Source organism: Bradyrhizobium sp. OAE829 (assembly GCF_040546575.1).
Classification (GTDB): Bacteria; Pseudomonadota; Alphaproteobacteria; order Rhizobiales; family Xanthobacteraceae; genus Bradyrhizobium.
Genome location: NZ_JBEPOE010000001.1, coordinates 5,520,455 through 5,540,223 on the forward strand (window position 1 = coordinate 5,520,455; position 19,769 = coordinate 5,540,223).

A 19,769-nucleotide genomic window follows, 5' to 3' on the forward strand; every position below is an offset into this window, starting at 1 on the left:
ATGACGGCACGCCGTCACTTATCCGCTTTGTCTTCGGGCCCGACCGAGGCGATGCGCACCATGTTGGTGGAGCCGGGCGTGCCGAGCGGCACGCCGGCGACGACGATCACGCGCTGGCCCGCCTTGGAGAAGCCGTCGCGGAACGCAATCGAACCGGCGCGATCGACCATGTCGTCCTGGTCGTGCGCGTCTTCCGCGACCACGCAATGCACGCCCCACACCACGGATAGTTTGCGGCCCGTAGCAAGGTTCGGCGTGATCGCCACCACCGGCGGCTTTGGCCGTTCGCGCGCGACGCGGAACGCGGTCGAGCCCGAACTGGTCCAGCAGATGATCGCGGACAGTTCCAGCGTTTCGGCGATCTGCCGCGCGGCGTACGCGATGGCATCGCCGACGGTCTGCTCCGGCTCGGGCCGCTGCGCCGTCAGCACCGAGCGATAGGTCGGATCGCGCTCCACCTCCTCGCCGATGCGGTTCATGGTCGAGACCGCCTCGACTGGGAATTTACCGGCAGCGGATTCCGCCGACAGCATGATGGCGTCGGCGCCTTCGTAAACGGCGGTCGCGACGTCGGAGACTTCGGCGCGCGTCGGCACCGGCGCCTGGATCATCGATTCCAGCATTTGCGTTGCGATCACCACCGGCTTGCCGGCGCGGCGCGCCATGCGCGTCATTTGCTTTTGAAGACTGGGCACCCGCTCCAGCGGCAATTCGACGCCAAGATCGCCGCGCGCCACCATCAGCGCGTCGGAGACCTCGAGGATTTCGCCGAGCCGGTCGATCGCCTGCGGCTTTTCGATCTTGGCCATCACGGCGGCGCGGCCGCGGATCAGCCGCTTGGCCTCATTGACGTCCTCGGCGCGCTGCACGAAGGAAAGCGCGACCCAGTCGATCCCGGTCGTCACCGCCGCTTCGAGATCGGCCCGATCCTTCGGCGTCATCGCCGAGACCGGCAGGTCGGTGTCGGGCAGGCTGACGCCCTTGCGGTCCGACATCTTGCCGCCGATCACCACCCGCGTCACCGCGCGATCGGGCGAGGTTTCCTCGGCGATGAGCCGCACCTTGCCGTCGTCGAGCAGCAATGCGTGACCCGGCCGCAGCGCGGCCAGGATTTCCGGATGCGGAAGCTGGACGCGGCTGTTGTCGCCCGGCGCCTTGTCGGAATCCAGAACAAAGCTCTGGCCGTTCTTGAGCTGGGTGGCGCCTTCATTGAACGAGCCGAGACGCAGCTTCGGTCCTTGCAGATCGACCAGGATGCCGATCGGCCGGCCGTAGCTGGACTCGACATTGCGAATGGTTGCGACCAGTTCGCGCATCTTGTCGTGCGAGGTGTGGCTCATATTGATGCGGAACACATCGGCGCCGGCCTCGAACAGCTTGCGAATCATCGCGCTGTCCGACGATGCCGGGCCGAGGGTGGCGAGGATCTTGATACGACGGAGACGCCTCATTGCTTGGGCGCCGAAGCTGGCGGCTGCCCGGGTCCGCCAGGCGACAGGCCCGGCACACCACCGGGGCCGACCGTTCCCGGAATCCCCGGCACGCGCTGCTGCGCGGGTTGTTCATTGGCTTCGGTCAATTGCACGGTCCATGCTCTCTGTTCGCCGGTGTCGACCTCGAAGAACCCGGTGCGGTCAAAACCGCGCGCCAGGCAATTCTCGGTACCCTTGATGGTGAATTCCTTGTCACGCGAACACATGAAGGCCTGTCCCGACCATTCGCCGCCGCGGTCATAGTCGAGCGCGTAGATATAATAGAACCGTGCGACAAGCGTTCCGCGCAGCAGCGTCTCGCAACTGCGCGAGGAGACGTTCCACCAGCCCTCGGTGGTCCAGCCCTCGGCGTCCTTGTAGCCGAGCGCGATGCCGACCCGGCTCGAGGTGTTGTTGCAGAGGCGAAAGTCAGCCGCCGCCGAACTGTTCCACAGGCCCATCACCGCCAACGCCAGCGCCGGCAGGAGGCCGCCGGTCAGGCGAGCGTGGAAGGGGCGTGAGGGCAGAGAATCTGTTCCGATCATATGGCGAAGCTATATCAAATCATTGACGATTTCGCTTGCCCGGCGGGAGCTGTCAACGCCGGGCAGGCGCGTTTCCCACGATGCGGGACGTCCGGATTAACCGGCCCCGTGCTGGTTTGCGCGCCGATATGGCAAAATCTGTGACAATTCCCACCTGATATCAATATGCTCAGGAATAACCCTGCGGGACCAAGCCATGACAATTGACGACAAAACCAGAACAGAACTGGAAGCCGCCGTTTTCCGACGCCTGGTCGAGCACCTGCGCACCCGGACCGACGTCCAGAACATCGACCTGATGAACCTGGCCGGTTTCTGCCGCAACTGCCTGTCCAACTGGATGAAGGAAGCGGCCGACGGCAAGGGCGTGGCGATCAGCAAGGATGAGAGCCGCGAGGCGGTCTACGGCATGCCCTATGAGACCTGGAAGTCGAAGTTTCAGGGCACCGCCAGTCCCGAGCAGCTGGAGGCGATGAAGAAGACCCATAGCGGGCATTGATGGTCTTTCTCCATCGGTAGCCCCATTCTCGACCTCATCCTGAGGAGCGCGCTCTTGCGCGCGTCTCGAAGGATGGGCCATGGGCCTCATGGTTCGAGACGGCGCAAGGGCGCCTCCTCACCATGAGGAGTTCTACCTTCCTGTGGGCGCGCTGTGGATGAGCGCGATGGTGCCTTGACGCAAGGCGCCGCACTCTTGAGGGTCAATCTCAGAAAGCGCCGCGCGGTGAAGCGTGCGGCGCTTGATCTTTCAGCCCACCCATTCAGTTCCACTCAGGAGTACCCGATGGCCACCTCTGCCGCCGCCGTCCAGGAAGAACCCGCGACGAAATTCGCAAAAGACCAGCTCAAGGCCATCGTCGAGCGCATCGAACGGCTGGAAGAGGAAAAGAAGACGATCTCCGACGATATCCGCGACGTCTATGCCGAAGCCAAGGGCAATGGTTACGACGTCAAGGCGCTGCGCACCATCGTCCGCCTGCGCAAGCAGGACGCCAATGAGCGCGCCGAACAGGAGACGATTCTGGAAACCTACATGCAGGCGCTCGGGATGCTGTGAAGCGTTAGCCAGAGCCCCGTTCCGATGGAATCGGAACGGGGCCCTGGATTCTTGGATTGACGCGTTTTCTTGACGCGAACCGCCGTCCACGTCGCTGGAAAACGCTCCAGCGGGCATTTCCGGCGCAACCAGCTTGGGCCACGGCCCCGCGTCTGTTAGGCTGCCCGCGAGGGAAGCTGGAAATGGACGTGCCTGGACCAGAGCGGAGGCTCGCGGCGGTCCTTGCCGCCGACATGGTCGGTTATAGCCGGCTCATGGAGGTTGACGAGACGGGGACGCTTGCCCGTCTCAAGACCCACCGGATCGAACTCATCGATCCCTCCATCACGAAGAACCATGGCCGCATCATCAAGACCACCGGCGACGGCATGCTGGTCGAATTCCGCAGCGTCGCCGACGCCGTGCTGTGTGCCGCCGAGATTCAGCGCCGGATGGCGCGGCGCAACGCCGACGTCTCGCCGGCGCGCTGGATACAGTTCCGGATCGGCATCAATCTTGGCGACGTGATCGTCGAGGACAACGACATCTTTGGCGACGGCGTCAACGTGGCGGCGCGTCTCGAAATGCTCGCCGAGCCTGGCGGCATCTGTGTCTCCGGCGCGGTGCGCGATCAGGTCGGCCAACGGCTGGATAACGTCGCATTCGAGGATCTCGGCGAGCAGAGCGTCAAGAACATCGTCCGTCCGATCCGCGTTTTCCGGGTCCGGCTCGACGCCGATTCAGAAGTCGCGCCACATGGCGCAAAGGACGCTGCGGTGGCGGCGCCGGCCTCCAAGAAGCCGTCGATCGCCGTACTGCCGCTCGCCAACATGAGCGGCGATCCGGAGCAGGAATTCTTCTCGGACGGCCTCACCGAGGACATCATTACCGAGCTGTCACGCTTCCGCGATTTGCTCGTCATCTCGCGCAACTCGACGTTCGTGCACAAGGGCAAGGCGGTCAACGTGCGCGAGATCGCGCGCGAATTCGGCGTCGATTACGTCCTCGAAGGGAGCGTGCGCAAGGCGCGCGATCGCGTCCGCGTCACCGTGCAGCTGATCGATGCAGAAACCGACCAGCACGTCTGGGCCGAACGCTATGACCGCGAGCTTGAGGATATATTCGCCATCCAGGACGAGATCACCCATGCGATCGTCGCGACGCTCCCCGGCAGGGTCGAGGCCGCCAGGCACGACCGCGCAAAACGCAAGCCGACCGAAAGCATGGCGGCTTATGAGTGCGTGCTGGCCGCCAAGGTGCGGCACCACCGCTCGACGCGGGAGGACAACGCCGAAGCGCAGCGCCTGCTCGACCGCGCCCTCGCGCTCGACCCGAACTATGCGCATGCTCACGCCTGGAAGGCATGCGTGCTGGGCCAGACGTGGGTCTATGGCTGGTGTGCCGATCGCGATGCCACCTTCGATCAGGTGGCCGCGGAGCTGGAGGTCACGCTGGCGCTCGACGACAATGACAGCGACGTGCACCGGATTCTCGCCGCGCTGAACCTGAACCGTAACGACCATGACAAGGCCGCGTATCACCAGGAGCGAGGGCTCGCGCTCAATCCCAACTACGACCTCGTCGTGGTGCAGCAGGGCGAGCTTCTAACCTGGCTCGGGCGGCCGGAGGAAGGCATCGACTGGATCAAGAAGGCGATGCGCCTCAACCCGTACCATCCGGAGCGCTTCTGGAGCCACCTCGGGCGTGCCTGCTATTGCGCCGAGAAGTATGCCGACGCCATCGAGGCCTTTTCGCGGATCACGCGGCCCGACTACACCCACCATGCCTTCCTCGCAGCCACGTTTGCGCAAATGGGCAACGCGGTCGCGGCCGCTGCGCACGCGGCCGAGGTTCTAAAGTCAGAGCCGACATTCTCGGTGGCCGTTTACCTCGCCACCCAGCATTACAAGCACGCCATCGACCGCCAGCGTCACGAGGCTGGCCTGCTCAAGGCAGGCTTGCCGGCCTGAACGCAGCCGAGCACGAACACGCTGATCACGGCGTAGAGGGGCCGCGCGCTCGCGAGGATGATTTCGAGATTAATGGAAGTTGTGCGCGCTTAGCGCAGTGACGCCGTGCGCACGACGAAAGACTGCGTGGTGAGCTTGGCGGTCGCCGATCCGGTAAACCGGTCGGTGGTCATCCCCAGCATCGGATCTTCGGAGAAGCCCATCGTGATCGCGAACGGCGGCTTGATGAAATAGCTGCGCATCAGCGTCATGTCGGTATCGCCGAGCACGGTCGTCGACATTGCGTTGCTCGCGCTCGGCGCCAGCATCACGACCCGCATCCAGACATCGTTGCCCTTGGCGGCGGCAAGCCGCGTCGAGGTCGAAATCACGCTGCCCTGGCCCTGCGATCCCCCCTGGGCTCCCTTGGCGACAACGGTGTTGATTTCGGTGGCGGCGGCGGCGTTGCGCGCCGGCCGCACGGTGCGCGGGATCGGCGCGGAGGCGGCAACCACGTTGGCGCGGTCAACCGGCGAGGAGGCGGCCGGCGCGTAGGCCAGCGCCTTGTTGAAAGTCTCGGCAACGCTGGCAGTCGGCTGCGGATCGGCGGCGCCGACGGCCTGACGGGCCCTGAGGGCCGCGAGCTGCACAGGGGTGGGCTGATTGGCCGTCGTCGGCGCATCGCCCCAGAAGCCGCGGGCGTTGATGATGTCGGCGGGTGTCTGCGGTTTCGGCTCGGCTGGCTTGTCGGCGGAAGCCTGCGCGGCCGGCTTGGCCTCCGCTTTGGATGCCTCCGGCTTGGATTTGGGCGCCGGAACGATCTGCGCATCAGCCGAGGCCAGCTGGATCGTTGCCGCGACCGGCTTTGCGCGCGGCGTCGGCACGATCTCGGCGGCCTTCGGGGCCGCGGCGGCGGCCACAACAGAAGGAGCGGGCTTCTCGTTCCTGACGGTGACGGGGGCGCCGCCCTCATCATCCTCTTCGTTGGATTTGCCGCCCTTGAACAGCGAGGCGAACAGGCTGGGCTTCTTGCCGACCGTTGCAGCGTCGCCGCCACTGCCGCGCCTCTCGATGTCGGCGCGGGCCAGTTCATAACCCTTCAGCGGACCACCATTCGAGGGCAGGTGGACGGTACGACCGTTGGGGAACACCCTGGCCAGCTGGTCGTGTGTCATGCGCGGCCAGTGACGGACGCTGCCGGTATCGAGATGGACGAACGGCGATCCCGAGGTCGGGTAGAAGCCGACGCCACCGCGCTGCAGGCGAAGTCCGGCGGCGCGGATCTGCTCGAGCGCAATGCCTGGGATGAAGAAATCCATCGCGTGGCCGAGCGTGTGCTGGCTGTGGCGGGCCACGCCGGACGAGCGGCGGCGGAGCATGGCGTTGGTGGCGGGGGAGCGGTAGGCGGAGATGATCTGGATCGGCTGCTTGCCGTCGACGTCGCGGTTTACTTCCCAGAGGATGTCGAAGAGGTGACGATCCATCGTGGTCTGGTCCTGGCTGCGCCAGTCGCGGAGGAAGTGATTGAGTTTCTTCAGCGCCTCTTCGTCGTAACGCCCGTCGCGCTTGAAGGTGACGGTGAGGTCTTCGTTGGAGTGGGTGTGGTGGAAAGAAAGCGTGCGGGTCTCGTTCAGCGCGGTCGCGTCATGCACCGACCCGGCTCCGGCAAGGAGCAACAGGGAAGTCAGGCCGAATTGATATCCGGCCTTCGGCAGACGAAGCGAATTAAGTTGGCGCGCGAAACCAGCCAGCACGTATGAGCCCACCCAGTCGACCAGCGATCACGAATCTCTTTCGCAAACCAGGCCTCCCAAGGACCTGCGAAAGAGGGTGAACGCTTTATTAAAGCGGGAGGGTTAACCGAAGTTTACCGACCCGCCCCCAAGTTAGGCTTAACCTAACCCGCCGACTGTGGCGAAAAAGTGCCCGGTGCCAAAACCGAGATGGATAATGGTTAACGTAAACGATCTCGCCAAAGCGGCGAGATCATTGATTTTACTTAAACATTTCGACAGGTGGCGGGGACCCGGGGATTAAGACCCCCGGAGATTAACGGGTGATCACCCGCCGTTGCTGCTGGGGTTGCGCTTGCGGCCGGCGGCCGACCGGCGCGGGGGGCGTGACCGATGGTCCGCCGAACAGCCGCTCGAAGAACGAAGGACCGGAGCTGCCGTAATCATTGTTGAAGGCGACGTTGGACGGCAGTGACGCGCCGCTCGGCCGGACGTAGCTCGGGTTGGCATGGGCGACGACGTTCTCCAGATCCCTGCTCCCGGAGTTCTTGATCAGCGGCAGCATTTTTGCGTCGCGGCCGTAAACGTCCCGGCGCATCTGCAGCTTGCCGGAATCATCCACAAACGCGGTCTGGTACGTGATGTGGACCGGGATCGGCGTCGGGAATCTCAGGTCGATCTCGCTGCGGCCATACATGCTGCGGATTTTTTCCGGCGTGTATTTGTCGTTCGGCATGACGATGTTGAGCAGCGTCGAGGCGTACTGATCCGGATTTTGCACCCGCATGCAGCCATGGCTGAAGGCGCGCTCTTCCTTGGCGAACAGGTTCTTGTCCGGCGTGTCGTGCTGATAGACCAGGAACTTGTTCGGGAAGTTGAAGCGGATACGGCCGAGCGCATTGGCTTCACCCGGCGGCTGCGAGATGTGGATCGAGCCGTCGCGGTTGCGTTCTAGCTTCAATCCCATGCGTTGCAGCACGGTCGGATCCTGCTGCAGCGCCGGCAGATATTCGTTGTAGATGATCGACGGCGGCACGTTCCAGGTCGGATTGACGGTGATGAACTTCATCGTCTCGGTCAGCATCGGCGTGGCGTGGTTTCCCGGCTTGCCGGTCACGACGCGGGTGGTCCAGACTTGGGCGCCGCCCTGCATCACCTTGAGCGTGAAGTCGGGCACGTTGAGGATGACATAGGCATTGTTGAGCGCCGGCACGCCGAGCTGGCGCGGCAGCCAGCGCAAGCGCTCCATGTTGGCGATCACGATGTCGATCTGGCGATCACGCTTCGGGCTGTTGATGGCCTTGACGGTCTTGTCGTCGAGCACGCCGGTCGGCTTGAGGTCGGCGCTTTCTTGGAACTTGCGCACGGCGGCGGCGACCTTGGCGTCGTACCTGGTGTCGTCAGGATTTTCGGTGACGCCGAGCTTGGCGCGCAGTTGCGGCACGCGCGGATCTTCGGGGGCGACCTCCGGCTGTTTCTTGGTGGCGGCCTTGAATGCGAGCGGAGCGCCTTCGGCGATCGGCACCACCGGGCCTTCACCCTGACCGCGCAGTTCGGCGAGCTTGGCCTTCAAATCCTTGTACAGCTTGATCGGCGGATTGTAGCCCTCGAGCGCTGCGGAAGCATCCTTGGCGGTCGAGATGTTGGCCAGCACTTCGGCCGGATCGGTCGGATGCTCGGGATAGAGGATGTCGGCGGCGACCTGCGACCAGTGCATCCGGCTGCTCTGCGCTTGGCGTGCATAATCGAGCATGCTGGCTGTCAGCTTCAGTTCGGCGTCGGCCAGATGGTCGGGCGAGGTGGCGGCTGCGAAATCCGGCACCGGATAGTCGGCAGGGTTGAGGCCGTCGGCAGCAGCGTCCTTCAGGCGCGCGACGACGCCCTTGGCGCTGGCGGTCAGTTTGCCGGCCTGCGTCCACTGCGGCGCATATTCGCGGGCGCTGTAGAATTTTTCGACCGCGGCGCGCTCGCCCTTGCGATCGAACGTGCGCAGCGCCTTGCTGGCAAGCATGTCGCGCAATTTGTCGGCGACCGGCTGATCCGCCGGCGCGACACTGCTCGCGGCCTTGACCGGCTCCGCGGCAGGTGCCGCAGCCGTTGCGGGCGCAGGCGTTGCGGGCGTCGTGGTCGCGGTGTCGCTCTTGGGAGCGTCGATCTTGGGGGGCGCAGCCGCAGGCGCGGCGACGGTTTCGGCCGGCTTCGGATCGGGAACGGTTGCAGTCGTGCCCGGTGCGGGCGCTGCCGTCTTGGCTGGATCGGGCACCGACGCGGTGCTCTCGATCTTGAAATCGCCGATGGTCGGCGGTGGAACGTTGGCCGGTTCGGGACGCGGGACCGCTGCATCGATTGCGAGCTCTGCAGCACTGGTCCGGGGCGTATCGCTCTGACCGGCCAGTGCAGAGGTCGCGGACACCGCGAGGAAGGTTGCCGCGACAGCGATCAGCACGCGGTCAAACCCAGCACGGTTGGTCGAACAGTCACGCATCGTCACACCCCCTTGGGCGGAACTACCCCGGCATGGAGCAGTCCTTCAGGTATCGCTCGTCACAGCTTGCGCGAAAGCGCCGGCCTCGATCGCTTTAAGTCGGTACGCCTGCACGCAACGATTCAAACGCAGACGATACATGCGCCCCTTTCATGCAGCCAGCGCCATGGGGGGCAACTCACGACAAACTGACCTCAAACCACCAGTTGCAATTCGGGTGGCGTGGTTTTGCCATGCCCCCTGACATTTGTCTGTCACCGGCAAGCCACGGTTCGAAGGTTCCCGAATCGCCGATGGCGCTCAAGCCTTGCCACCGGAGCGCCACAATCGTCCGTGGGGCTCAGTTGCTGCTCAATTGGTATCTTGCGCGCCCTCAGCCGGATCGTTGGCGGCGGCCTCATCGAGTTTGCGATAGAGCGTGGAGCGGCCGATCTTCAGCCGGCGCGCCACTTCCGACATTTGCCCGCGATAGTGCGAAATCGCGAAACGGATGATCTCGTTTTCCATTTCCTCGAGCGGCCGCACCTCGCCCGCGGGAGTCAGCATCGCGAGACTGCCGCTGTTGCTCAGCGGCGCGATCGGTATCTCACTACCGGAAACCATCGCAGGCGCGGTCGACGGACCCACGATCAGCGGTTCGCCGTGCAGAGCCTGGGTGTCCGTGTCCGGGACGATGTGGTGGGCGGCGGCATGCGGGAAGTCCGACAGGCCAAGCTGGTCGCTCTCGCTCAGCACTACGGCGCGATACACGGTGTTTTCGAGCTGGCGGATATTGCCGGGCCAATCGAGCTGCGCCAGATGCGTCATGGCTTCACCGCTGATGCCGGTGATGGTGCGGTTCTCTTCGGCGCTGAACCGCGCCAGGAAGTGCCGCAACAGATGCGGGATGTCTTCCCGGCGCATGCGAAGCGGAGGAATGGTCAGCGGCAGCACGTGCAGGCGATAGAACAGGTCCTCGCGGAAGGCGCCGTTCTTCACGAGGTCGAGCAGTTTGCGGTTGGTCGCCGAAATGATGCGGACGTCGACCTTCACCGGCTTGCGGCCGCCGACGGCCTCAACCGTGCCTTCCTGCAATGCGCGGAGCAGTTTTACCTGGGCTGCAAGCGGCAGTTCGCCGACCTCGTCGAGGAACAGCGTGCCGCCGGACGCTTCGACGAACTTGCCCATGTGGCGTTCGGTGGCGCCGGTGAAAGCGCCCTTCTCGTGACCGAACAGGATCGATTCGACGAGATTGTCGGGGATCGCGCCGCAGTTGACGGCCACGAACGGCTTGGCCTTGCGCTCGCTGCTGCCGTGGATGGCGCGGGCAAACAATTCCTTGCCGACGCCGGACTCGCCTTCGATCAGCACCGGAATGCCCGATGAGGCGGCCTTCTGCGCAGTGCGCAGCACGCCTGCCATGGTTTCGCTGCGGGTGATGATATCGGCAAAGGTCAGCCGGCCTTCGCGGCTGTGACGGATGCGCTGCAATTCGCCCTTTAAGGCCTGCGTGTTGAGCGCGTTGCGCAAGCTGACCTGCAGCCGTTCGAAGCCGACCGGCTTGACGACGAAATCCTGCGCGCCGGCGCGCATCGCCGAAACCACATTGTCGATGCCGCCATGGGCGGTCTGCACGATGACGGGAACGGTCAATCCGGCATCACGAATTTTTGCGAGCACGCCGAGCCCGTCGAGACCGGGCATCACGAGATCGAGAACGACGGCATCGATCGGTTGTGCGTCGGGGGCGGTCAGCAAGGCCACGGCGGCGTCGCCGCTGTCGACCACGAGGGACTCATAGCCGCATTTCTGCACCATGTTTTCTACCAGACGGCGCTGCACCGCGTCGTCATCAGCAATCAGAATGGTGGCAGCCATGGTTTACCCCGCACGTTACGCTAACTGTATCGAATCGGGGCACTCTCGCCTATGGCGATTAACGCACACTTAATTGTTGGAGGGCGGCTGTGTGAGGCGGCTAGGCGTTGAGGTGTGGCCACACCTCCAGGACGCCGCGATAGCACATGTCGAAAGCCACATAGAGGATGATGGCGAGGCCGACATAGGCGATCCAGCGATGCTTTTCCAGGAGCCGCGCGATGAAGTTGGCGGCGAGCCCCATCAGCGCAATGGAAAGTCCCAGACCGAATATCAGGATCATTGGATGCTCGCGCGCCGCACCCGCGACGGCGAGCACATTGTCGAGCGACATCGACACGTCGGCGAGCGTGATCTGCCAAACGGCCTGGCCAAGCGTCTTCTGGCGGCCCGCATCGGTATCGATCGCTGCGGACGACAAACTCTGAAACTTCGGTTGATGCGACGTATGCAGCTCACGCCACATCTTCCAGCATACCCAAAGCAGAAGAACGCCGCCCGCAAGCAGCAGTCCGATGATTTGCAGCAACTGAACCGTGACGGAAGCGAAACCGATGCGCAGGACCGTGGCGGCCAAAATGCCGATCAAAATCGCCTTCTTGCGCTGACCCTCGGGTAGCCCGGCGGCTGCGAGCCCGATGACGATCGCATTGTCGCCGGCGAGCACCAGGTCGATCATGATGACCTGAAAAAGCGCTGTCAGGTGTTGCGAGGTAATTAAGTCCAGCATGCGGGGCCACTCCGTTCAGGAGTCCAATCCGACATCGCAGTTCGCTTGAACTGCCAGAGGGGCCCGGGCTTGGACGTGCACAGTCAAAAAAAGACGAAAGGTCGATCCGCGGAAAACTGCTCCCGCTACTCAGGTTGGTCCGAAAGGGCGAAGAGCCTGATCATCTGGTCCGGCTCGATCAGAACGGACAGCACGACGCCGATGAAAGTCACGCTGCCGGCGAGGTCGAACCACATGGTGCGGAACCGGTCGCGCCGGCACAGCAGCGCGAAGCCGGCCGTCGTCGCGCCAATCGCAAACAGCAGGGTGACAATCGCTGGCGTCAGCGCATCAACAGGCACGAGGTTGCGGATTCCGAGCGTCGCGACCAGCGCCACCAGCAGGATGCCGGCCATCAGCTCCTTGCCACGGGCGGTGTTTTCCTGGCCCTTGGTCCGGACAATCGGGCCGCGATCTGCGATAGCCATGGATTATTGTCCTCCCAGAGATTCGCGAACTGAGGGAAACCGCGAGATTGTGGTAGGGAACATTGCCTGTTCCGGAATTCAATCTAGGTAGTTTAGTAATCATGAAACGAGCAAAACATCAAGATGTTTTCGCTGTACAGGTGCCTGGCAAGGTCGCCACGGAAGCCAAGCAATTGCGGAAACAGGCTGGGGATTGGCTCAAGCTGCGCAGGGCCGATGCCGGATTGTCGCAGGCAGATCTCGCCGCGCGCCTCGGTCTCAAATATTATACGTTCATCTCACAGGTCGAGAACGGGTTCAGCCGCGTTCCAACTGAAATTATGGGCGCGTGGGCCAGCGAGTTGGGTCTTGAACAGGCGGCGTTCGCTAGGCATCTATTATTGTACTACGAGCCGGAATTGCACCGGCTGCTGTTCGGAGCGGAAAGCAAATGAGCGTGGTTGCGTTCGAGCGCACACAGGAAACCGGCATCTGGAGCGAACGGGAACTCAATACAATCTGCGCGGCATTGCAGGCTGCGCTCGCGCCATCGACCGGCCGCGAATGGGAAACCGGCATCACCGAAAAAGGCGATGCCCAGTTCTATCTGTTGGGCCCGCTTCCGGATCAGGCCTGCGAGCTGTGTGTGTCCCGGATCGGGGGGCGTTATATTCTGGAAGACGGATCGGGCCGGCTGCTGTTCGAGCATCGAAACCTCGATATCGTCGCGCTGCACGCAAGGGCGGCGGTCCCGTCCACGTCGTGGCTGATGGTCAAGGCGATCACGCTGTGGTGTGCGATTCGGAGCGCCTTTCACGAAAAACTCGAGCCGATGATCGCGGAGACCGAAGAGCTGCTGGTGCAGCTCGCGCCGCAGCTGGCAGCGTTCGCCTGATCGCCTCGTCAAAAATCATCACGCCAATCTGAAAGTGTTCATGAACGCGAAATCTGCGACATCCCGCGCCAGCAAGACGTCCCGCAAAACCGCAATCAGCAAGGGAACTGCCGTCAGCAAGGCCACCGCAGCCAAATCGAAAACCGGCAAATTGCCGGAATGGAATCTGGCCGACCTCTATTCCGGCATCGACGCCCCCGAAGTCGCGCGTGACTTGCAGGAGATGGATGCCGAATGCATCGCGTTCGAGACAGACTACAAGGGCAAGCTGGCCGAGAACGTTGCAAAGGATAATGGCGGGCAGTGGCTCGCCGCAGCGGTCAAGCGCTACGAGGCGATCGACGACCTCGCAGGCCGCCTTGGCTCCTATGCCGGCCTCATCCACGCCGGCGACAGCGTCGATCCCGCGATCACGAAATTCTACGGCGACGTCTCGGAACGGCTAACTGCCGCATCGGTGCATCTGCTGTTCTTCGGGCTCGAACTCAACCGTGTGGACGACACCGTGATTGAGCGCGCGTTGCAGACGCACGAACTCGCCTACTATCGCCCGTGGATCGAGGATCTGCGCAAGGACAAGCCGTATCAGCTCGAAGATCGCGTCGAGCAGTTGTTTCACGAAAAATCCCAGAGCGGCTATGCCGCCTGGAACCGGCTGTTCGACCAGACCATCTCCGGCCTGCGCTTCAAGGTCGGCGGAAAAGAACTGGCGATCGAGCCGACGCTCAATTTCCTGCAGGACCGCGCGCCGGAAAAGCGCAAGGCCGCGGGGCAGGCGCTGGCGAAAACCTTCAAGGAGAATGAGCGGACCTTTGCGCTCGTCACCAACACGCTCGCCAAGGACAAGGAGATTTCCGATCGCTGGCGCGGCTTTGCGGATGTCGCGGATTCCCGGCATCTCAACAACCGCGTCGAGCGCGAGGTGGTCGATGCGCTGGTCGGATCGGTCAGGTCGGCCTATCCACGGCTCTCGCATCGTTATTACGCGCTCAAGGCCGGCTGGTTCAAAAAGAAGAAGCTGGCGCATTGGGATCGCAACGCGCCGCTGCCGTTCGCGGCGACCGGCACGATCGCCTGGCCCGAAGCCCGCAACATGGTGCTGACGGCCTATCGCGGCTTCTCGGTCGAGATGGCCGATATCGCCGAGCGTTTCTTCACCGACCGCTGGATCGACGCGCCGGTGCGGCCGGGCAAGGCGCCCGGTGCGTTCTCGCATCCGACCACGCCGTCGGCGCATCCCTATGTGCTGATGAACTATCAAGGCAAGCCGCGCGACGTGATGACGCTGGCACATGAGCTCGGCCACGGCGTGCACCAGGTGCTGGCCGCCAAAAACGGTGCGCTGATGGCGCCGACGCCGCTGACGCTAGCCGAAACCGCCAGCGTGTTCGGCGAAATGCTGACCTTCAAGCGGCTGCTCGGACAGACCAAGAATGCGAAACAGCGTCAGGCGCTGCTCGCCGGCAAGGTCGAGGACATGATCAACACCGTGGTGCGGCAGGTCGCGTTCTATTCGTTCGAGCGCGCCATCCACACCGAGCGCAAGAACGGCGAATTGACCGCCCAGCGCATCGGCGAGATCTGGCTCAGCGTGCAGGGCGAAAGCCTCGGGCCGGCTATCGACATCCGCCCGGGCTACGAGAATTTCTGGATGTACATCCCGCACTTCATCCATTCGCCGTTCTACGTCTACGCCTATGCGTTCGGCGATTGCCTGGTGAACTCGCTTTATGCGGTCTACGAGAATGCCTCCGACGGTTTTGCCGAGCGCTATCTTGCGATGCTGGCGGCGGGCGGCACCAAGCATTATTCCGAACTGCTGAAGCCGTTCGGGCTCGATGCCAAGGATCCCAAGTTCTGGGACGGCGGGCTGTCGGTCATCGCCGGCATGATCGACGAACTGGAAACGATGGGCTGACGCACGCGCCGCGGCGACAAACTTCAGCCGTCGTCGCATCCCATCATGACGGCAACGTCAGGAGTGGAGCGCCCATGGTCGACACGCCGACACGACGCGCAGTGCTTGGAGCGGGCGCCCTCGTGGCCGGTTCGCTGTTCGGGATCGAAAGCAGTGTTGCCCAGGCGCCGCTTCCGCCCACGCCCGCCTGCCACGACGGCGAGGCGGCAACGCTGGCGCAGACCGAAGGGCCGTATTTCAAGCCGTCCTCGCCCGAGCGGATCGAACTGTTTGAAGAGGGGATGGCAGGGCAGCCGGTCGAACTGGTCGGGTTCGTGCTTACCCGTGCCTGCAAGCCGGTCTCTGGCGCTTTGCTGGATTTCTGGCAGGCCGATGGCAAGGGCCAGTATGACAATTCCGGTTTCCGGCTGCGCGGTCATCAGTTCACCGATGCGGAAGGGCGCTATCGATTGCGCAGCGTCGTGCCGGGCGTTTATCCCGGCCGCACCCGCCACATCCATGTGAAGGTACAGCCGCGCGGCGGCCGCGTGCTGACCACCCAGCTCTATTTCCCGGGCGAATCGCAGAACCGCTCCGACGGCCTGTTCCGCAAGGCGTTGCTGGTGCGCACCGCCAAGAACGCTGGATGGCTCGCCGGGCGGTTCGACTTCGTGGTCGGCTAGGCGCTTTCGCGCCGCACTGGCATTTCCGGTAAAACATTTGTTGAACAGGCGGGGCCGCCGTGTTATACGTTCCGTATAACGGAGCCGGTGCTATGACCAAGACCCCTCGCGGCATGAATGAAGCCCCTCGTGAGTACAAGATCGAGGATACCGCGCTTCAAATTCGGAAGATTGGCAATTCGGTCGGCGTGATCCTGCCGAAAGAGCTCCTTGCCCGACTGAATCTCAAGGAGGGCGACAAGTTCTATCCGGTCGAGCAACCGGATGGCAGCCTGCGTCTTTCGCCGTTCAACCCCAAGCATGCGCGGACGATGGAAATCGCCCGCCAGATCATGCACGAATACCGCGATACGTTTGCCGCGCTTGCAAAATGAGTGAGCCAATCTGGCTCGATGTCGACGAAGTCATCGACATGCATGCCGAGCAACTGGCGATGTTTGGCGGACCAGAAGGCCTCCGGGATCACGGCCTTCTGGAGTCGGCGGTTATGCGGCCGGTCAATCAATGGGCTTATGGACAGACTGATATGGCCGCGCTCGCCGCAGCCTATGCGTTCGGTCTTGCCCGGAACCACGCTTTTGTGGACGGCAACAAGCGCACCGCATTCCACGCCATGATGGTGTTTTTGCGGGTCAACGACATCCCGTTCGCGCCCGATCCGGCGCACGCGACGGCCATCATTCTTTCCCTGGCCGCGGGCGAGGTCAGCGAGGAAAGCCTGACCCGCTGGATTCGGGATAATTGGCCTTCCGAATGACCCGATAGGCTTTGTCCCGTTGCCCTGCTGGCGGCTTTGCGGTAATTGCACGCCAGATCGTGGATTGACTGGGGATACCGATGGCAGACCATAGCGAAGTGGCCTACACGACCGCTGACGGCAACGATTATCCGGCCCATGAGCAGACCTATGAAGGGTTCATCATGCTGGTCAAATACGGCACCATGGCCGTCGTCGTGATCGTCGCCCTGATGGGCTACTTCCTGACCTGATGCGTCGCCGGCTGCACCGCCCGGGCGGCGGTGACCAGAAAAATATGCACGTCGCCCGGTTATGAAACCGGTATCCAACTAAGCGGAAATAACGCTAGTTTGCTTGCGCGCGCGCCCTCGCGCCGCCGGAGGCCCCATGAAGATTGCCGTTGCCAAGGAAATCGATCCGTCCGAACCGCGGGTGGCTGCTTCCCCCGACACCGTGAAGAAGTTCAAGGCGATCGGCGCCGAAGTGGTGGTGGAGCCGGGAGCAGGCATCAAGTCGGGCCTGCCGGATTCTGAATATACCGCGGCCGGCGCCACCATCAGTGCGGACGCGCTGAAGGATGCCGACATCATCATCAAGGTGAAGCGGCCGGAGGCCTCTGAACTCGGCCAATACAAGCGCGGCGCCCTGGTCATCGCCATCATGGACCCCTACGGCAACGAGGCGGCGCTCAAGACTATCGCCGACTCCGGCGTGTCTGCCTTCGCGATGGAATTGATGCCGCGCATCACCCGCGCGCAGGTGATGGACGTGTTGTCATCGCAGGCCAACCTCGCCGGCTACCGCGCGGTGATCGAGGCCGCTGAGGCGTTCGGCCGCGCTTTCCCCATGATGATGACGGCAGCGGGCACGGTTCCCGCGGCAAAAGTGTTCGTGATGGGCGTCGGCGTCGCCGGCCTGCAGGCGATCGCGACCGCGCGCCGGCTTGGCGCCGTCGTCACCGCGACCGACGTGCGGCCCGCCACCAAGGAGCAGGTCGAAAGTCTCGGCGCCAAATTCCTCGCTGTCGAGGATGAGGAGTTCAAGAACGCCCAGACCGCCGGCGGCTATGCCAAGGAAATGTCGAAAGAGTATCAGGCCAAGCAGGCCGCGCTGACCGCCGAACACATCAAGAAGCAGGACATCATCATCACGACCGCGCTGATCCCGGGCCGCCCGGCGCCGAAGCTTGTCAGCGCCGACATGGTCAAGTCGATGAAGCCCGGCTCGGTCCTGATCGATCTGGCAATTGAGCGCGGCGGCAATGTCGAGGGCGCCAGAGCGGGCGAAATCGTCGATGCCGATGGCGTCAAGATCGTCGGCTACACCAATGTCGCGGGCCGTGTCGCGCAGTCCGCCTCGAGCCTGTACGCCCGAAACCTGTTTTCCTTCATCGAGACCATGATCGACAAGCCGAACAAGGCGCTCGCGGTCAATTGGGAAGACGAACTGGTCAAGGCCACGGCGCTGACCAGAGACGGCGCCGTCATCCATCCGAACTTCCAGCCTAAATAGCCAGCCCAGGAGAGCCGCCATGGATCATATTGCACAGGCCGTCGATCCCTTCGTGTTCCGGCTGTCGATCTTCGTCCTTGCCGTTTTCGTCGGCTACTTCGTGGTCTGGTCGGTGACCCCCGCGCTGCATACGCCGCTGATGTCGGTGACCAACGCGATCTCGTCGGTGATCGTGGTCGGCGCGCTGCTCGCGGTCGGCGTTCCCATGATCTCGAGCGGCTCAGGCTGGGCGCGCGGCTTCGGCTTCATCGCGCTGATTTTCGCCTGCGTGAATATCTTCGGCGGCTTCCTTGTCACCCAGCGCATGCTGGCGATGTACAAGAAGAAGGTAAAGTGAGCGGCGTGCACCTCGGGGTGGCGAAGACAATAGGGGACCTGAGATGAACGCCAATCTGGCTGCATTGTTGTATCTCGTGGCGGGTGTGCTGTTCATCCTGTCACTGCGCGGCTTGTCCAGTCCGGCATCGTCCCGCCAGGGCAATTTGTTCGGCATGGTCGGCATGGCGATCGCGGTCGCGACCACGCTCGCCAGTCATCCGCCGGCGGACGGCCTCGCCTGGGTGCTGGTGATCCTTGGCATCGCCATCGGCGGCGGCATCGGTGCGGTGATCGCGCGGCGGGTGCCGATGACCTCGATGCCGGAATTGGTCGCCGCCTTCCACTCGCTGGTCGGTATGGCCGCGGTGCTGGTGGCCGCCGGCGCGTTCTACGCGCCCGAAGCGTTCGACATCGGCAAGCCCGGGCAGATCCACGCCGCGAGCCTGATCGAAATGTCGCTCGGTGTCGCGATCGGTGCGCTGACCTTCACTGGCTCCGTGATCGCGTTCCTGAAGCTGTCCGGCCGCATGAGCGGTGCGCCGATCATCCTGCCGGCGCGCCACATCATCAACATCGCGCTGGCTCTGGCGCTGGTGTTCTTCATCTTCGGTCTGGTGCGGTCCGGCAGCGCGCTCGACTTCTGGCTGATCACGATCATCGCGCTGGTGCTCGGCGTGCTCATGATCATTCCGATCGGCGGCGCCGACATGCCGGTCGTGATCTCGATGCTGAACTCCTATTCCGGCTGGGCCGCGGCCGGCATCGGCTTCACGCTCGGCAATTCCGCGCTGATCATCACCGGCGCGCTGGTCGGCTCGTCGGGCGCGATCCTGTCCTACATCATGTGCCACGCGATGAACCGTTCCTTCATCTCGGTCATCCTCGGCGGCTTCGGCGGCGAGACCGCGGCGGCCGGCGGTGGCGGTGGCGAGCAGAAGCCTGCCAAACTCGGCTCGGCCGACGACGCGGCCTTCATCATGAAGAACGCGCAGAAGGTGATCATCGTGCCCGGCTACGGCATGGCGGTGGCGCAGGCCCAGCATGCGCTGCGCGAAATGGGCGATCTGCTGAAGAAGGAAGGCGTCGAGGTGAAGTACGCCATCCACCCGGTCGCGGGCCGCATGCCCGGCCACATGAACGTGCTGCTGGCCGAAGCCAACGTGCCCTATGACGAGGTGTTCGAACTCGAGGACATCAACTCCGAATTCGCGCAGGCCGACATCGCCTTCGTGATCGGCGCCAACGACGTCACCAATCCGGCGGCCGAGGACGACAAGACCTCGCCGATCTACGGCATGCCGGTGCTGCAGGTCTGGAAGGCCGGAACCGTGATGTTCATCAAGCGCTCGCTGGCGTCGGGCTATGCCGGCATCGACAATCCCTTGTTCTACCGCGACAACACCATGATGCTGCTCGGCGACGCCAAGAAGGTGACCGAGAACATCGTCAAGGGGATGTAACCCGCTCACGGG

The 19,769-nt window shown here is 63.5% G+C and carries 20 protein-coding genes; 13 read left to right on the forward strand and 7 right to left on the reverse strand.

The window, feature by feature from the left end; translation table 11 throughout:
- Positions 1–14: 14 nt before the first annotated feature.
- Positions 15–1,451, reverse strand: a complete 1,437-nt coding sequence (gene pyk, locus ABIE49_RS26485; RefSeq protein WP_192736809.1) for a pyruvate kinase — start codon at positions 1,449–1,451, stop codon at positions 15–17.
- Positions 1,448–2,017, reverse strand: a complete 570-nt coding sequence (locus tag ABIE49_RS26490; RefSeq protein WP_192736808.1) for a DUF1036 domain-containing protein — start codon at positions 2,015–2,017, stop codon at positions 1,448–1,450. Before ABIE49_RS26490 ends, pyk begins: the two co-directional genes overlap by 4 nt.
- A gap of 196 nt (positions 2,018–2,213) precedes the next feature.
- On the opposite strand from ABIE49_RS26490, the gene ABIE49_RS26495 reads away from it, so the two are divergent.
- The 3 genes from ABIE49_RS26495 to ABIE49_RS26505 all read left to right on the forward strand — a co-directional run bounded on the left by ABIE49_RS26495 (position 2,214) and on the right by ABIE49_RS26505 (position 5,023).
- Positions 2,214–2,516: a DUF1244 domain-containing protein gene (locus tag ABIE49_RS26495; protein WP_192736807.1), complete on the forward strand. Its 303-nt coding sequence runs from the start codon at positions 2,214–2,216 to the stop codon at positions 2,514–2,516.
- A gap of 285 nt (positions 2,517–2,801) precedes the next feature.
- Positions 2,802–3,074, forward strand: a complete 273-nt coding sequence (locus ABIE49_RS26500; protein WP_079600063.1) for a DUF2312 domain-containing protein — start codon at positions 2,802–2,804, stop codon at positions 3,072–3,074.
- 182 nt (positions 3,075–3,256) lie between these two features.
- On the forward strand, positions 3,257–5,023 hold the full coding sequence (locus ABIE49_RS26505) for an adenylate/guanylate cyclase domain-containing protein (RefSeq protein WP_192736806.1): 1,767 nt from the start codon (positions 3,257–3,259) through the stop codon (positions 5,021–5,023).
- An 89-nt stretch (positions 5,024–5,112) separates the two neighbouring features.
- On the opposite strand, the gene mepK is transcribed toward ABIE49_RS26505, so the two are convergent.
- The 5 genes from mepK to ABIE49_RS26530 form a co-directional block, all read right to left on the reverse strand.
- On the reverse strand, positions 5,113–6,768 hold the full coding sequence (mepK, locus tag ABIE49_RS26510) for a peptidoglycan L,D-endopeptidase MepK (protein WP_192736805.1): 1,656 nt from the start codon (positions 6,766–6,768) through the stop codon (positions 5,113–5,115).
- A 283-nt stretch (positions 6,769–7,051) separates the two neighbouring features.
- Entirely contained in the window at positions 7,052–9,220 is a 2,169-nt protein-coding gene (locus ABIE49_RS26515) for a L,D-transpeptidase family protein (protein ID WP_192736804.1), read from the reverse strand.
- Between the two features lie 351 nt (positions 9,221–9,571).
- Positions 9,572–11,077 (reverse strand): sigma-54-dependent transcriptional regulator, encoded by a 1,506-nt coding sequence (locus tag ABIE49_RS26520; RefSeq protein ID WP_192736803.1) that lies wholly within the window; start codon positions 11,075–11,077, stop codon positions 9,572–9,574.
- Between the two features lie 100 nt (positions 11,078–11,177).
- Entirely contained in the window at positions 11,178–11,807 is a 630-nt protein-coding gene (locus tag ABIE49_RS26525; RefSeq protein WP_192736802.1) for a TerC family protein, read from the reverse strand.
- A 125-nt stretch (positions 11,808–11,932) separates the two neighbouring features.
- The gene (locus tag ABIE49_RS26530) at positions 11,933–12,274 is read right to left on the reverse strand and encodes a hypothetical protein (RefSeq protein ID WP_192736801.1); all 342 of its coding nucleotides are present in this window, start codon (positions 12,272–12,274) and stop codon (positions 11,933–11,935) included.
- A gap of 101 nt (positions 12,275–12,375) precedes the next feature.
- Between ABIE49_RS26530 and ABIE49_RS26535 the strand changes: the two genes are divergently transcribed.
- The 10 genes from ABIE49_RS26535 to ABIE49_RS26580 all read left to right on the forward strand — a co-directional run bounded on the left by ABIE49_RS26535 (position 12,376) and on the right by ABIE49_RS26580 (position 19,757).
- Positions 12,376–12,708: a helix-turn-helix domain-containing protein gene (locus ABIE49_RS26535; RefSeq protein ID WP_192736800.1), complete on the forward strand. Its 333-nt coding sequence runs from the start codon at positions 12,376–12,378 to the stop codon at positions 12,706–12,708.
- Positions 12,709–12,710: 2 nt separating this feature from the next.
- Positions 12,711–13,148, forward strand: coding sequence for a hypothetical protein (locus tag ABIE49_RS26540; RefSeq protein WP_192736799.1), 438 nt, complete (start codon positions 12,711–12,713; stop codon positions 13,146–13,148).
- 40 nt (positions 13,149–13,188) lie between these two features.
- Positions 13,189–15,066 (forward strand): M3 family oligoendopeptidase, encoded by a 1,878-nt coding sequence (locus tag ABIE49_RS26545; protein WP_192736798.1) that lies wholly within the window; start codon positions 13,189–13,191, stop codon positions 15,064–15,066.
- Positions 15,067–15,140: 74 nt separating this feature from the next.
- Positions 15,141–15,728, forward strand: coding sequence for a dioxygenase family protein (locus tag ABIE49_RS26550; RefSeq protein WP_192736797.1), 588 nt, complete (start codon positions 15,141–15,143; stop codon positions 15,726–15,728).
- 113 nt (positions 15,729–15,841) lie between these two features.
- The gene (locus tag ABIE49_RS26555; protein ID WP_192736949.1) at positions 15,842–16,102 is read left to right on the forward strand and encodes an AbrB/MazE/SpoVT family DNA-binding domain-containing protein; all 261 of its coding nucleotides are present in this window, start codon (positions 15,842–15,844) and stop codon (positions 16,100–16,102) included.
- Positions 16,099–16,485, forward strand: coding sequence for a type II toxin-antitoxin system death-on-curing family toxin (locus ABIE49_RS26560; protein ID WP_192736796.1), 387 nt, complete (start codon positions 16,099–16,101; stop codon positions 16,483–16,485). Before ABIE49_RS26555 ends, ABIE49_RS26560 begins: the two co-directional genes overlap by 4 nt.
- Before the next feature lie 80 nt (positions 16,486–16,565).
- Positions 16,566–16,718, forward strand: coding sequence for an aa3-type cytochrome c oxidase subunit IV (locus ABIE49_RS26565; RefSeq protein WP_192736795.1), 153 nt, complete (start codon positions 16,566–16,568; stop codon positions 16,716–16,718).
- Between the two features lie 136 nt (positions 16,719–16,854).
- Positions 16,855–17,979, forward strand: a complete 1,125-nt coding sequence (locus ABIE49_RS26570; RefSeq protein WP_192736794.1) for a Re/Si-specific NAD(P)(+) transhydrogenase subunit alpha — start codon at positions 16,855–16,857, stop codon at positions 17,977–17,979.
- 19 nt (positions 17,980–17,998) lie between these two features.
- Positions 17,999–18,316: a proton-translocating transhydrogenase family protein gene (locus ABIE49_RS26575; RefSeq protein WP_009398926.1), complete on the forward strand. Its 318-nt coding sequence runs from the start codon at positions 17,999–18,001 to the stop codon at positions 18,314–18,316.
- Positions 18,317–18,359: 43 nt separating this feature from the next.
- Positions 18,360–19,757: an NAD(P)(+) transhydrogenase (Re/Si-specific) subunit beta gene (locus tag ABIE49_RS26580; RefSeq protein WP_192736793.1), complete on the forward strand. Its 1,398-nt coding sequence runs from the start codon at positions 18,360–18,362 to the stop codon at positions 19,755–19,757.
- Positions 19,758–19,769: the final 12 nt, after the last annotated feature.